Raw genomic sequence first — 11,996 nt, forward strand, 5'->3', positions numbered from 1 at the left:
GGCGTGTCGAAATGGCCAAGACAAAGACCCGAATTGAAGGCGTGGTAATCGGTGTGTTCCTCGGATTCGACGGCGGCGCGCCACTGGTCGTCTTCGCTGGTAACGCGCGTGACACTGCTGTCCCCGCCAAAAGCCTATGCGAGCTCAGCTCGGACATGATTGGCACGGATGTGGCGCTTCTCTTTCAGGGCGGTGATTCCGGTAAGCCGCTGATTGTGGGTCGCATTGTTGAGCCAGCGCGCAAGGCGCCATCTCCACAGGTAGTCAGGGACGGTGAGACGGTCAGGATCGTGGGCGAAGAACGCATCGAATTGCGCTGCGGTAAGTCGACAATCATCTTGGAGAAGGATGGCCGCATAACCATCCGTGGCACCTATGTGACAAGCCACGCGCGGGTTTCCAACCGCATACGCGGTGGATCGGTCAACCTGAACTGATGGCCCCGCCTCCTCTCTTTGAAATCGTGCGTCAGCATGCCGAGATGGCGGCGTTTCTGTGGACCGTCTACAATCAACACCTTCTGCATCCGGATAAAAACCCCGATATGGACGAGGAACGGCTGGGTCGAGTGGTCGCGCAGCTGGAGGCGCATCTTGATGGGTTGCGGGTGGCTGGGGACGTTGGCCGTACAATTGCGCAAAAGCTCTACGACGAATTTCCCGAGGAGGGCGAACTGTTCGTCTTGCGCATGCTTTCGGTGCCAGACGCTCCGCGCATTTCCGAGTTGGACGTCAGCAAGGTCAGAAAGTACATAGCGGCGAATTTGTCGTCGACGTAATCTGAAACGATTGCTTCGAAGGTGCGTCCGTCAATTCGAGGACTTGGCGACCTTGTCAAATTCGGGGAAGCCGTCCACAAGCAGGGACTCGACAATAGAGTCATCGAGCAGCCACGTGGGGAGCTTGCGGCTGTGGGCCCGCATATTGTCATGCTGTTCCATGCGCAGGCCCGCAATCTGAGCCTGATTGAGTGCCTTGCGCTCTCGTCGCCACCACTCGCGGACGAGCACATCCCTATGCCCGGAACTGACATATACTGACGGGTCCATATAGGATCGCTCGAAGAAAAAGCGCCAAAGCATCTTATCGAAGTCGCTCTTGCGAGCGTCGTTTTCCAGCCAGACCTCGCTTGTCTGCCTGCACCGTAGCGAAAGCTGAAGACTGGGCTCAAGGACATGGGCCGCATAAGATAAGGAGAGTTGCTCCATGAGGTCTTCGTCAACGTGCTTGGCTCTTTCCCGCTTTCCTTGGGCAAACCGCGTGAACGTATTGATCCAAAGACGCATCGCCAACTGGGCTTTTGTATCCTGCATGAAAGGAGTTAGGCAGTAGGCCCAATCATACACGCGGTCCACGTCTTCGCCGTTCTCTGCAAGCTCTCCCAGCATCGCTTGAAAGGCCTTGGCGATGTCAGAATCGGGATTTTGCGGTGGAATGGACACTCTTTTCCGTGAATACTTTTCCGTAGCGGCATGCAGGCATTCAAGCGAATTGATCGGTCGTCGAATAACGTCGTCGAACTCAAAAACGCGATCGGACGCGATCCAAGCCCACTGACGGGCGAAGTTTAGCAGATGATTCTCACGATAATGTCGCATCCAGCTCAACCTATCACGCGGTGATGATGGCGGTTATTTGATTTAGTGTTCGATCCGCACGCGCGGCGCTGAGGTCTCCGCCGTTACACAGGTCATGACCGGGACCAAGGTGCTCGGGCTCTCCGACATATTGCGGGTCGTTGTTCTGGATTCCCTCGATGGCAGCCTTCATGTTGTCGTCACGATCCTTCTCTTTGCGGGAATTGGCGAAGTCGATGTCGTCCAAATCACATCCAGCTTCATTGAAGGCATCGATTGCTGCGCGTACTTCGAGCAGCTTGTCGTCCAGGTTCTGTTGATGGGTTTGCCACCCTTCCGATCCAGGCGCCATCTGGCCGCATCTTTGCTCGGCGAGCATAAACAGATAGCCATGCGCCCCGCCCTTCTTCTTGGGGGCGTTCCGCTTGTCCGACGATGCATTTTCGACGCGTTTATTGCGCGTCAACTGTAGCTCGATGGCCGTTGCCAACTCTTCGCAGTTGGCGTCCCCGCCGCCCCCGCCGCCCCCGCCGACCAGCGCGCCGTTGCCGTCATTCGGCTGTGGCGACGCGTGGTTCACGGTGGCACGATCTGTGTTGCGAGGCACCGGCTCACCCTGTGCCTTGACGTTGCTCGACCAGGCGGCGGCATAAGCCTTGCCTGTATTTGTCGAGGTGATGATGCCCTTCTTGGCCGCGCAACCTGCCTCGGTTCCCGTCGTCTTCGTGTAGTAGGAAAGGTTCTTCTGTGCGATCGTTTTGCCGCCGATCTTTACGGTGCTCGTGCCGTTGTCGGTATCGGAATCCATCCCGAATGTCGGGTAGGGAATGGGCGCACCTGGTGGTGTTGCCGGGTTTTCCGGTGGCGTGAAACAGGTATCGGGAAAGGCCGCGATAATCTTGTTGTCTTGTGCCTTGGCGGAAATCTCAAGCCCGTTGGCGTAAACCGAGCCCATCAGGCGACCCTCTTGGCGAAGATCGCGGCTCCGCAGACGCCGTTGTCGGAGGCAGATTCGATTAGCACTGGATTTCCGGCCGCATAGCCTTTCCGAGCTGCCGTCCATGCCATGCCAACCATCAGGGGGACCGCTGCCGCCCCGACATTGCCAAGGAACTCGTTGGGCGACCAAATATCCTGGAAGCCATGATCTCCGCGCAGCACACGGATGGATGCCAGGGTTGACTGCGAGAACCAGAATTGTTCTCCGATCAGATCGGCAATGCGGTATCCGACCTGGTTCATCCCGATGCGTGCCTGTGCGAGAGCCGTGCTGTAGGCTTGGACCATGCCGTCGCCGCGCAGCGGTATATCCTGACGATTGAGGATCGAACCTTCCTCGTGCGCCAGTCCGACACCCATCAGGTGAAAGTTGCCCCCGGCGCTCGGCCCGCACAGAAATGCTGCTGCCGCTTCGCCCGGAATGAAGCCGTTCGAGTTGCCTGCTATGAGCAGTCGCTTCTGTTTGAGATAGTGTGCGACGCTGCGGCTGCCCAGAAAACTGTCCACCCCCGCGACCAGAACGTAGCGTGCGCTTCGCTCTTCGATCATTTTGCGCGCATGCTCGAGCGCCACATGCCCCGACGGTCTGCCATGCGCGATGATGCGGCTGCTGGCGTGCAGTTCGATCTCGGCAATTTTGGCAATCTGACGTAGTAGATCTGAATCGTTCACAATCGGACGGGCTGGTCGGTCATCCTCGGAAGTGCACAGAAGCAAGGCGGTTTGACCACGGGCCTGTGGCACCGCGTCCAAGGCCTCGCAGATCGCGGCTGCGGCGATATGGGCAAGACGTTGCTCGCCATGCCACTTGCGTGGTAACGGCACCGGCGCGCCGATCAGCCGTTCCCCACCAGGGGCGATAAAATCGGTCTCTTGAAAACCGTCGATCTTACCTCTCATGGCAGCGCAGGCGGCGGCCGAACTCAAGCCGACGGCTGTGACCATCCCAACGGAAAGAATATCGACGCCGACGGTCATGATGATACCGCCTGATTTCGATTGCTCGGCAACAGTTCTGCGCGAACGTAGCGTTTGCCGGTATCCTGGGCCAGAAGCATCCCGGGCGTCGGCGGCCCCACCCAGCATTCGCTGAAATCCAGCAAACTGGTTTGGATGCGCTGTGCCGACCGCCAGACCATCGAAAACCGTCTCGCCTCAGGGTCAAGGAGGATGGTGTCGGGGCTGAGATCCGCTTCAAAGGCAATTCGCCTTCCTTTAAACAGACGCATGGGCAAGGCCGTCGGCGGCAGCCGAAAGCTTACGCGCCCCTCCGGCGTCATGTTCACCAGCACAATTTCCTCACCGCCGCGAGGCGGATCAATCTGCTGGTCGGGCGGCGCCATCTGGAAGTAGCGCTCGTCGAAATCCTGCGGCAGAAAAGGAAAGACATTGTCGGCCCATTTCTGGTCGTAGGTGCCGCCATATTCTACTCGCCCGGGCCAGCCGCGACCTATCGGCCCGAAGCTCATCGGCTTGTAGTCGCCGAAGGGTGAGCGGACGTCCTCGCCTATGGCCTGCGTGTTCGGCAGCCGCAAACCGGGAACCAGGCGTTGATTTCTGGTTCGCGACCAGCCGGTTCCGACCGGGTTGTACTTATAGCTGGCCGGCAGCTTGTCCTCCGGGTCGAGTCTGTCAACACCGCCCCACGCGACATCATAAGAGATCGGTAGTTTCAGGAAAGGCCGCGGCATGGTCGCGGCGAACATCGGCCCGATGGCGCGCCACTCACGGTTCCCAATCACCTCGAACCGCTTCGACCAATTACCGATCTTGATGCCAACCGGCACACGCTCCGTCGGGCGCCTTTCCGGCGCATAAGCGCAGCCGTTGGCGACCACGTCGCAGCGCGACTTGCGGAAGGCGAAATCAGTCTCCCACAGCGTTGCCGAATAGCCGGGAATGGCGGTGTGCGTGTCAGCCATGACAAGAGGGGTCTGCTCGCGAGATTTCTGCGCCAGCTCACCGGGCTTAATTGGAAAATCGAAAGTGCCTTTCACCACCACCACGATCCAATCATGACCGGCTTTATCTGTGGCTATGGTGAACTCATGCAGATACCCCATCTGATTCCATATCTGCATCAGCTGGTCTCCCAACTGCCGGCGAGGATTGTCTCCAGCGTCGCTTGCGGCGACACCGGGTCGATGTCGAAAACGTCGGAGTGCGCCGTCCACATTACCATGTCGGCAATCAGCTCTTCGCCTGGCTCGACCGACGGCACAGGTAGTCCGCCGAGCGCTGCATCCAGTTCTTCGGGCGTCAGCTCGCCCCGCTGGGCGGCGGTGGCGGCCTCCTCGATCCCGGCAAACCATGCCTCGGCATGCGTCAGCGCGACAGGCGCTTCGGGCAGCAGGGCAACGACGCTCAGCGGAAATTTCCGGCCAACCTTGTCGGCGCTTTGCAGGATGATGCCCGCCGACGCGCCGAAGGAATTCGCGCCGGCCAGAAAGCGCAGCGCGGTGGCGGGGGGCCAGATGTGCTGGCCAAACAATGGCACCAGGTGCTGCGCCAGCCAGCGGTCCCACAGGCGCACGAACTCGCCCGTCAGCCGCCGGCTGACGAAGTCGCCGGTGGCGGGCATTTTGCCGTAGAAGCCAGGCAGGATCAGATCTGCGGCGGACATGAGAATTTCTTGAACATCTGGAGGTTGTAGGGATTTTCGACGCTCGCCGCCTTGAGCTTGAAATCGGCGTACATGCCTTTCGTGCCCAGCCGCAGGCTGTAGACGTCGGACAGCGACGTGCCGGTAAAGCGGCCGCCGCGCAGCATCCTCAGCCATGCCCAGCTGCCGGTCTCGTTGAGCATGATTTCGGGTGAGCCGTCGATCGGCTGGAAAGCGAGCGAGATGACGCCGGTGCCGTCCTTGCCGGGCCAGGTCATCGGTTGCGGTCGCGTCGCATTGTTGAAATAGACCAGGTTCTGGCCATCGAGGTTGAGCGTGACGCGGGTCACGTTGGGCGACAGGTCGGTCGGCTCGAGCGTGAAGGCCATCACCGGGCCCTGGCCGCCGGGAAAGAGATCGTCGCGGATGCGCCGCGCCTGCTCGAAGGCGGCGAGCGCCGATGGGTCGAGGCCGAAATCGGCACGCCATTTCCAAGGCTGCGCCGAGGTGTCGACATAGCCGATGAGATGGTCGTTGATGAAGCCGTCGATCATCCCTGCCGGTCCGAACAGGCGGGCGAAGTCGCGCACGTTGACGTCGACGGCACTGTCGGGGCTGAACGGATAGCGGTCGTTGAGCGCGGCCTGGCAGAAGGGCAGGATGTCGGCGCGCCAGATGGCGTTGAGCTCGGAGGCCACGGCCTTCTGCGTCAACCCGCTGGTGTCGCCGGCAATGCCGCTCAGCCAGGTGTTGACCGGGTCGGGCAGGATTTGCGCCTGGCGGGCGACGGCGCCGGTCAGTTCGGCAAGCCCGCCCTGTTTCTTGATCGCGTCCTGCGGGTCGGGATTGGCGGTCACCGTCTGCAGCACGTTGGACAGCGCCGTCAGCGCGACGACCGCGGCATCGAGCGCCGGCGGCTGGCCGTCGACCTCGGCAATCGTGCTCTTGAGCGGCTTGAAGTGTTCGGCCACCAACGTGCCGGTCAGGTCGACTTCGCTCGCCGATCCTGCGCGCGGCAACAGCTTGGCGCCGGTCTTGACGATCTTGCCAAGTTTGCCGAGCTTGCCCAGCAGTTTCGAGCCGCCCTTCGCCGCCGCCTTGTCGTCACCGGCCGGCGCGTCGTCCGAGCGGGTGAGGTCGACCTCCTGGACCACCGCCGTCAACAGCCGCTTCAACGCGGAATCGGCACTGGAAAGGTCTTTCAGATTCTCGCTGGCAATGTTGAGGTCGCTCAGCGGCGCCAGCCGCATGTCGCGCAGGAAACTATCCCACTGCGCGATATAGTCGTCATAGTAAAGCTTCAGGATGTCTTCCGACAGCGCCGACACCGAGGTCTCGGAGTTTTCAGAACAGCCGCCGGCAAACACGGCGCGGTCGAGTGCCGCCTGGGCGGCGACATCCTCGACCCGGTCGAGGATCGCATCGTGGAAGCCGTCATAGGTGAAGGCGCCTGATATGCCGACGCGCAGCGTCTTGTCGGAGCGTCGCGAAAACACCTTGGCGCCGTTCGGCCCGGCGAAATTGGCGGGGATCCATTCCTTCAATCCGGCCACCGCCGGATCGGCCAGCAATTGCTTGTAGGCCCGCGCCGGCAGCGAGATCGTGCAGACCGTTTTCAGCGCTTCGGCGACCAGCGCCTGGTCGGGTGTGATGTAGCTATCATCGACCGCCATGCGCCGGATCGCGGCCAACTGGTGTTCTTCGGCATCGGCGGTCGGGAAGGGCGCGGCCGGCGCGAATTCGGGCAGGTCGTTCACCCACCAATTCTCGACGAAGTCGGAGTCCATCTGAGACAGGCCGGTCATCATGCGGTAGGTCTTGAGTGCGCCCAGCATGAAGTCCGGATCGCGGATCTGCCGCCACATGGTCGCTTCCAGCAACGCCACCATGCGCGGCTCCAACACGTTGCGCAGAGCGTGGTCATAGGTGTCGGTCTGCGCCCGCATCATCTCGGCCGAAGCCGATGGCCCGAGCAGGTCCTGCGCCTTGTTCGGAGGCGCAGTCCTGGCATTGACGACTTCGTCCATGGCGGTCAGCGCAACGTCCATAGCCGGCTGCAGCACCGAGGCGGGCGTCGCGGCGGTCGACGTCAGCGGCGCCTGCAGTGCTTCGAACTGGCCGGCTTGCGCGGCGATGGCGTTGCGGTTGTCGTAGTAGGACCAGGTGAACAGGCCGCCGGCGAGTATGGCCGCAGCCGCGCAGGCAGCGGCGGCACCGCGCCAGATCCAGCTGCGGCGGCGCTGCGCCAGCGGATCGAAGGTGCCAAGCCCGGCCTCCTTGAAGATCACCTCGGTCAGAAGGTTCTTGAGGAAGAAGCTGCGCTTCTCGAAGCGCTGCGCCGGCATCGTGCGTCGTGCCGGCAGGCCGAAGGAGGAGGCCAGCGCCGCGGTCAGCCGGTCGATCGGCGCGCCTTCCTGGGTCGCCGAGGTCAGATAGAGGCCGCGCAGCCAGGCTGCCTCCTCGTAGCGGCTCTCGCCGAACATCGCTTCGACCAGCACCTGGATCGGCTCGGACAGGCTTTGCAGCTGTGCGGGAAAGCGGAAGATCTCGGCCCGTTCGGCCAGCTTGTCCTCGTCTTCCAGCCGCGGCACCAGTCGCTTTTCCAGCTCCCTCGACAGCGTCGTGATTTCGCCCGCGATCGCCTTGGCATCGACGCGCGCGTCGAGCGGGAAGGTCGTCCCCCATACCTGTTCGCGCGCCGCCGTCGACAGGCCGCCGAAGAAAGCCTCGAAGCCTCTGATCAGATCGGCCTTGGTCAGCATGAGATAGACCGGCAAGCGGATTTCCAGCCGCTCTTCGAGCTCGGCCAAGCGCCTGCGGATCTTGCGGCCATGCGCCTTGACGGCTTCGTCGCCCTCGGACAGCGCGTCGATCCCAAGCGCAACGATGACGCCGTTCAGCGCACGACGGCCACGATGCTTCTTCAACAGATCGAGGAAACCCAGCCATTCCACGGCGTCGACATCGGGCTGGCTTTCCTGCTGGACATAGCGCCCGGCGGTGTCGATCATCACTGCGTTTTCGGAGAAGAACCAGTCGCAGTTGCGGGTACCGCCGATGCCCTGCAGATCGTCGGTGAGGTCGATCGGAAAGTTGAGGCCGGATTGGCGCAAGGCCGTCGTCTTGCCGGTCGCCGGGGGGCCGACGATCACATACCACGGCATCTCGCGCAGGAACTTGCGGCCGCCGAGCTTGCGGCGCTTCAACTCCACCATGACGTCCTGGAACTTGGCGCCGACCGCGGCGACGTTTTCCTCGCCCGGGCTGAGCCGCTTTTCCTCGACCGGGGCGGAAATCTCGGCGACGAACATGCGGTTGGCGCGGATCGCGCGGCGCTGCGCGACGATCAGCCAGATCAGCCAGAAGATCACCAGAAGAGCGATGATGACGATGCGCACCGTCTCCGACGCCATCGGCACATAGTCGCCGACTCGTACGATCGGGCCGAATACCCAGATGATCAGCGACAGCAGCGCCAGGCCGATCAGCGTCCACAGGAAACGCGAAGTCAGGACCGCCCAGAGGAAGCGCAGGATGAACATGTCACAGCCTCTTTTCGACCAGCACTTCGACGCGGCGGTTCAAGGCCCGGCCTTCGCGTGTGCCGTCGTCGGCCACCGGATCGGTGGCGGCCCGGCCTTCGGAGCGCACGCGCTCCTTCGGCACGCCGTTCTGAATCAGGATATCGGCAATTTCCGCGGCGCGGGCTTCCGACAGCCGCTGGTTGGTGGACAGTGGGTTGGTCTTTTGCAAGGGAACGCCGTCGGTGTGGCCGACCACGGTGATATCGCCGATCAGCTCCTGGTTCTCGAGGATCACCCTGGCGACCGAGGCGATGAGCGGATCGAAGCCGTCTGTCAGCTGCGCGCGCGACGACTGGAAGAGTTCGGGATTGGAGGCCTGGATGACCAGCCGCGCCAGCGACACGCTCTCCGTGCCGCTCAGCGCTCTCTTGAGCTCGTCCGGCGCCGCCGCCTGGAATTCCGGCAGCAGCGCGAAATCCACGGCCACCGGCGGCGGCGCGTCGACCTTCGGCGAAGCGCGGGTGACATCCGTACGCGTCGGCGGCGGCAAGGCGCGAACCAGCGCCGAAAGCTCGACCGCCTGGCTGCTCAGGCTCATCGACAGGCCGATATGGATGGCGGTGGCGATCACCGCCGCCGCCGCAACCATCACCCAGATCGGCACGATGAAACGTTGTGGTTCATCGGACGCGATCACGCCCTTCCAGTTGGGCGACAGCGGTGCGCCTTCGGCGTCGCTGTCGCGCAGGAAACGCGCTGCAGCCACCCGCACCGCATTGAGCGAACGGTCGCCGGAGCGGCCCGGCACGCGATATTTGCCGCGGAAACCGAGCGCCATGCAATGATATTGCAACTCCAGCATTTCGCGGTCGCGATTGGGATGGCGTTCAAGCTCTTCGAGCCGGGCGAAGAACTGCGCGCCGGCATCGACGTCGCCGCGCAGCATCACCACCAGCGGCTGGCGCGGCCAGGCGCTGGCCCCGCCCCACGGCGTATTCAGCGCCAGATCATCGAGCAACGCAGCCACCAGCCACGCGGCCTGGTCGGCTCGCTCAAGCGAGGAGCCCTGCGCCATGGTGGCGTCGCGGCAGCGCACGAGTTCGTCGAGCAGCCTGGTGCGCAGGGCTTCCGGGTTCTCAGGCGGCTGCGCGTTTTCGAGTTCGGGTGCAAATTCCAGCAGCGGCGAGAACGCGTTGACGAGCACGTTCGGATGCGCGCGCGCGGAGCGTTTCGCGGTCACCCCTGACGCCGGCAGCGGCATGGCGCGCGGCGTTGGCGCTCCGCTCAGCCGAATGCGCGTCCGCTCCCGATCCTCGGACAGTCCGAAAGGATCGTCCCTGCTCATCATCTCACCTGTTGACCGAGTAGCAGTCGACCTGCGGTTCGCTGGGCAGCACGCCCGAAACGCCGATCACAAAACCGGGCGCTTCGAGAAGCGAAGCCCAGTGCTCGCTTTTCTGGTCGAGTTCGAGGCACAGCCGGTCGCCGTCATAGGGAATTTCGCGCGGCTGCGAATGCAGTGGCTTTAGCGGAATGCCGGGCAGGCGTGATTTCCACAGCCCTTCGAATTCGCTGGCCGAGCCGACGGTCGCCTGGTTGACGAAAATCTTGCGCAAGGCATCCTCCGACAGTTCGGAGCCGATCCGCACCACGATGCGGCTCGCCACCAGAAGTTTCGGGTTGTCGATGCGGATCTTCCACACATTGGTGGCATGGCGCATGACCGGCAGCGCGCGCGATTTCGGCTCGATGTAGCGCAGGCTGAGGATCAGCGAACGCAGCGCGTCGGCCAGCGCCGAATAGGCTGGGCCTGGCGCCATGTGGTCGTAAACAGGCAGTTCGCCGAGCCGCCTTGCGCTCGAGCCATAGGTCGCCATCGAGCCGGCTAAGCCAGCCAGCTCCATATAGACCTCGGCTGGATGGAAGACATCCTGCACCAGCATGTGCGCAAACCGCGGCCGCGCGGCGTTGACCAAATTGAGGATCAGAAGATCCTCGACGCTGCGCCCGGGGCCGCCCAGCACCATCTTGCCATGCGCCTCGGCGATCTGGTCGAGGCCGGTGACCACTTCCTGCAGCAGCCGGCTGTACCAGGACGCCGCGCCGATGACCAAGGTCGGCGGCAGGAAGGTGTCGTCCAGGGCCACGCCGCCATCGGCGCGCACGCCCTTGAGTTCGGCCACCGGCAGCGCGGTGTAGCCGCCGACGGCCGTGCCCGGCGCCAGCAACAGCGCCTGCGGCCGTGCGATCTCGATTTCCTCGGGATCGGAGCCGCCATGCACGGCGTCGCGCACCGACACGATCCGGCCGCGATAGCGCGCGCCAGACGGCTCGGCGTGAGCGGGGTCGAAGCCGACGCCGCCTGGCGGTTCGAGCGGCAGCGCTATCAGCACCGGTCCAGCGCCCATTTCCGGTGTCACCGCCAGCGGCCGCGGCGCATCCATCGTCTCGGGGATCGCGAACGGCGTCCCGTCTGGAAAGATGCCGCGTGCCGAGAGCACCGAGATCTGGCCGGCATCGAGCTGTGCCTGATCGAGCGTCAGCGTTCGAAAGCCGAACGTATGCAGATGCCCCGCCTGCAAGGCGCCGCGCACCGTCGCTTCGAAGAAGCGGTCCTGTTGCTGGAAATGCTGGGTGCGGAGGAACAGCCCCTCCGACCACAGCACCCTGTTTGCATCGCTCATGCCGCCACTCTCTGCTTCCTGCTCATCATGTTGCGCGGCTTGCGGACTTTTGCCGCCAATGCATGTCGCTCAAAAGTGGTCACGGTTTTGAGAGAACGACATGCATAAAAACAAAGACCTAAAGCGCGTCGCCTGAATCCGTTCAAGCGCGACGCGCTTTAGGCGGAAATCCCGCCGCTGCCGAGCTTCACATTGACCGTGAACTTCGATCCCGGCGAAACCGATTTGGTCGTGCGCCAGTTGCGTCCGCCGGGTTCCCTGATCAGCGCGACGAAGCCGAGTGCTGCCACTTCTGGCTCGACCGTGATGGTCTTCGATGCGGTCTTGCCGGGTCCGACGGAAACCGTGTCGGAGCCGATGAGATCGCCGCCAAGTGCCGCGCCGGCACCGCCCTGCAGGGCAAAATAATCGGCCGAATTGAAGGCGCCGGTGCTCTTCAGCCGTAAGACCATTACCGTTACCGGCCTGTCGCCGCCGCCCGGTCCCGGGTTCATGCCGGCCCCACCGGCCAAATTGACCGTTATGACGGAGGGTTTAGGCGGGCCGCTCTGGCAAGCCGTCAGCAGTCCCGTAGCCCCGATGGCCAGAATGAATTCGCGTCTGTCGATCAT

The 11,996-nt window shown here is 63.0% G+C and carries 11 protein-coding genes; 2 read left to right on the top strand and 9 right to left on the bottom strand.

The features are described from left to right. The first annotated feature begins 11 nt into the window (after window positions 1-11). Both NKJ18_RS09515 and NKJ18_RS09520 read left to right on the top strand, forming a co-directional pair. Entirely contained in the window at window positions 12-437 is a 426-nt protein-coding gene (locus tag NKJ18_RS09515; protein WP_352758151.1) for a DUF6484 domain-containing protein, read from the top strand. Beyond that, entirely contained in the window at window positions 434-778 is a 345-nt protein-coding gene (locus NKJ18_RS09520; RefSeq protein WP_502906160.1) for a hypothetical protein, read from the top strand. The genes NKJ18_RS09515 and NKJ18_RS09520 overlap by 4 nt, the downstream gene beginning before the upstream one ends. 30 nt (window positions 779-808) lie before the next feature. Here NKJ18_RS09520 and NKJ18_RS09525 read toward each other — a convergent pair whose 3' ends face one another. The 9 genes from NKJ18_RS09525 to tssJ form a co-directional block, all read right to left on the bottom strand. Further along, complete coding sequence (locus NKJ18_RS09525; protein WP_352758153.1) at window positions 809-1,597, bottom strand: hypothetical protein; 789 nt, start codon at window positions 1,595-1,597, stop codon at window positions 809-811. A 13-nt stretch (window positions 1,598-1,610) separates the two neighbouring features. Next, complete coding sequence (locus NKJ18_RS09530) at window positions 1,611-2,531, bottom strand: DUF4150 domain-containing protein (protein ID WP_352758154.1); 921 nt, start codon at window positions 2,529-2,531, stop codon at window positions 1,611-1,613. Then, window positions 2,531-3,553, bottom strand: coding sequence for a 3-oxoacyl-ACP synthase (locus NKJ18_RS09535; protein WP_352758155.1), 1,023 nt, complete (start codon window positions 3,551-3,553; stop codon window positions 2,531-2,533). The genes NKJ18_RS09530 and NKJ18_RS09535 overlap by 1 nt, the downstream gene beginning before the upstream one ends. Further along, window positions 3,550-4,656, bottom strand: coding sequence for a DUF2169 family type VI secretion system accessory protein (locus NKJ18_RS09540; RefSeq protein ID WP_352758156.1), 1,107 nt, complete (start codon window positions 4,654-4,656; stop codon window positions 3,550-3,552). Before NKJ18_RS09540 ends, NKJ18_RS09535 begins: the two co-directional genes overlap by 4 nt. Next, on the bottom strand, window positions 4,656-5,198 hold the full coding sequence (gene tagF / locus NKJ18_RS09545) for a type VI secretion system-associated protein TagF (protein WP_352758157.1): 543 nt from the start codon (window positions 5,196-5,198) through the stop codon (window positions 4,656-4,658). The genes NKJ18_RS09540 and tagF overlap by 1 nt, the downstream gene beginning before the upstream one ends. Next, on the bottom strand, window positions 5,180-8,719 hold the full coding sequence (gene tssM / locus NKJ18_RS09550) for a type VI secretion system membrane subunit TssM (RefSeq protein WP_352758158.1): 3,540 nt from the start codon (window positions 8,717-8,719) through the stop codon (window positions 5,180-5,182). Before tssM ends, tagF begins: the two co-directional genes overlap by 19 nt. A gap of 1 nt (window position 8,720) precedes the next feature. After that, complete coding sequence (icmH, locus tag NKJ18_RS09555) at window positions 8,721-10,046, bottom strand: type IVB secretion system protein IcmH/DotU (RefSeq protein WP_352758159.1); 1,326 nt, start codon at window positions 10,044-10,046, stop codon at window positions 8,721-8,723. Between the two features lie 4 nt (window positions 10,047-10,050). Beyond that, complete coding sequence (gene tssK, locus NKJ18_RS09560; protein ID WP_352758160.1) at window positions 10,051-11,385, bottom strand: type VI secretion system baseplate subunit TssK; 1,335 nt, start codon at window positions 11,383-11,385, stop codon at window positions 10,051-10,053. Between the two features lie 158 nt (window positions 11,386-11,543). Beyond that, on the bottom strand, window positions 11,544-11,996 hold the full coding sequence (tssJ, locus tag NKJ18_RS09565; protein ID WP_023682615.1) for a type VI secretion system lipoprotein TssJ: 453 nt from the start codon (window positions 11,994-11,996) through the stop codon (window positions 11,544-11,546).

Origin of the sequence: Mesorhizobium sp. M0217, from assembly GCF_040321955.1 — a bacterium.
Taxonomy (GTDB): Bacteria; Pseudomonadota; Alphaproteobacteria; order Rhizobiales; family Rhizobiaceae; genus Mesorhizobium.

Bases quoted from the DNA above. Each gene is read 5' to 3' on its own strand.
- NKJ18_RS09515 (WP_352758151.1), top strand. From the start codon at position 12: ATGGCCAAGACAAAGACCCGAATTGAAGGCGTGGTAATCGGTGTGTTC.
- NKJ18_RS09525 (WP_352758153.1), bottom strand. From the start codon at position 1,597: ATGCGACATTATCGTGAGAATCATCTGCTAAACTTCGCCCGTCAGTGG.
- NKJ18_RS09530 (WP_352758154.1), bottom strand. From the start codon at position 2,531: ATGGGCTCGGTTTACGCCAACGGGCTTGAGATTTCCGCCAAGGCACAA.
- NKJ18_RS09535 (WP_352758155.1), bottom strand. From the start codon at position 3,553: ATGACCGTCGGCGTCGATATTCTTTCCGTTGGGATGGTCACAGCCGTC.
- NKJ18_RS09540 (WP_352758156.1), bottom strand. From the start codon at position 4,656: ATGCAGATATGGAATCAGATGGGGTATCTGCATGAGTTCACCATAGCC.
- tagF (WP_352758157.1), bottom strand. From the start codon at position 5,198: ATGTCCGCCGCAGATCTGATCCTGCCTGGCTTCTACGGCAAAATGCCC.
- tssM (WP_352758158.1), bottom strand. From the start codon at position 8,719: ATGTTCATCCTGCGCTTCCTCTGGGCGGTCCTGACTTCGCGTTTCCTG.
- icmH (WP_352758159.1), bottom strand. From the start codon at position 10,046: ATGAGCAGGGACGATCCTTTCGGACTGTCCGAGGATCGGGAGCGGACG.
- tssK (WP_352758160.1), bottom strand. From the start codon at position 11,385: ATGAGCGATGCAAACAGGGTGCTGTGGTCGGAGGGGCTGTTCCTCCGC.
- tssJ (WP_023682615.1), bottom strand. From the start codon at position 11,996: ATGATCGACAGACGCGAATTCATTCTGGCCATCGGGGCTACGGGACTG.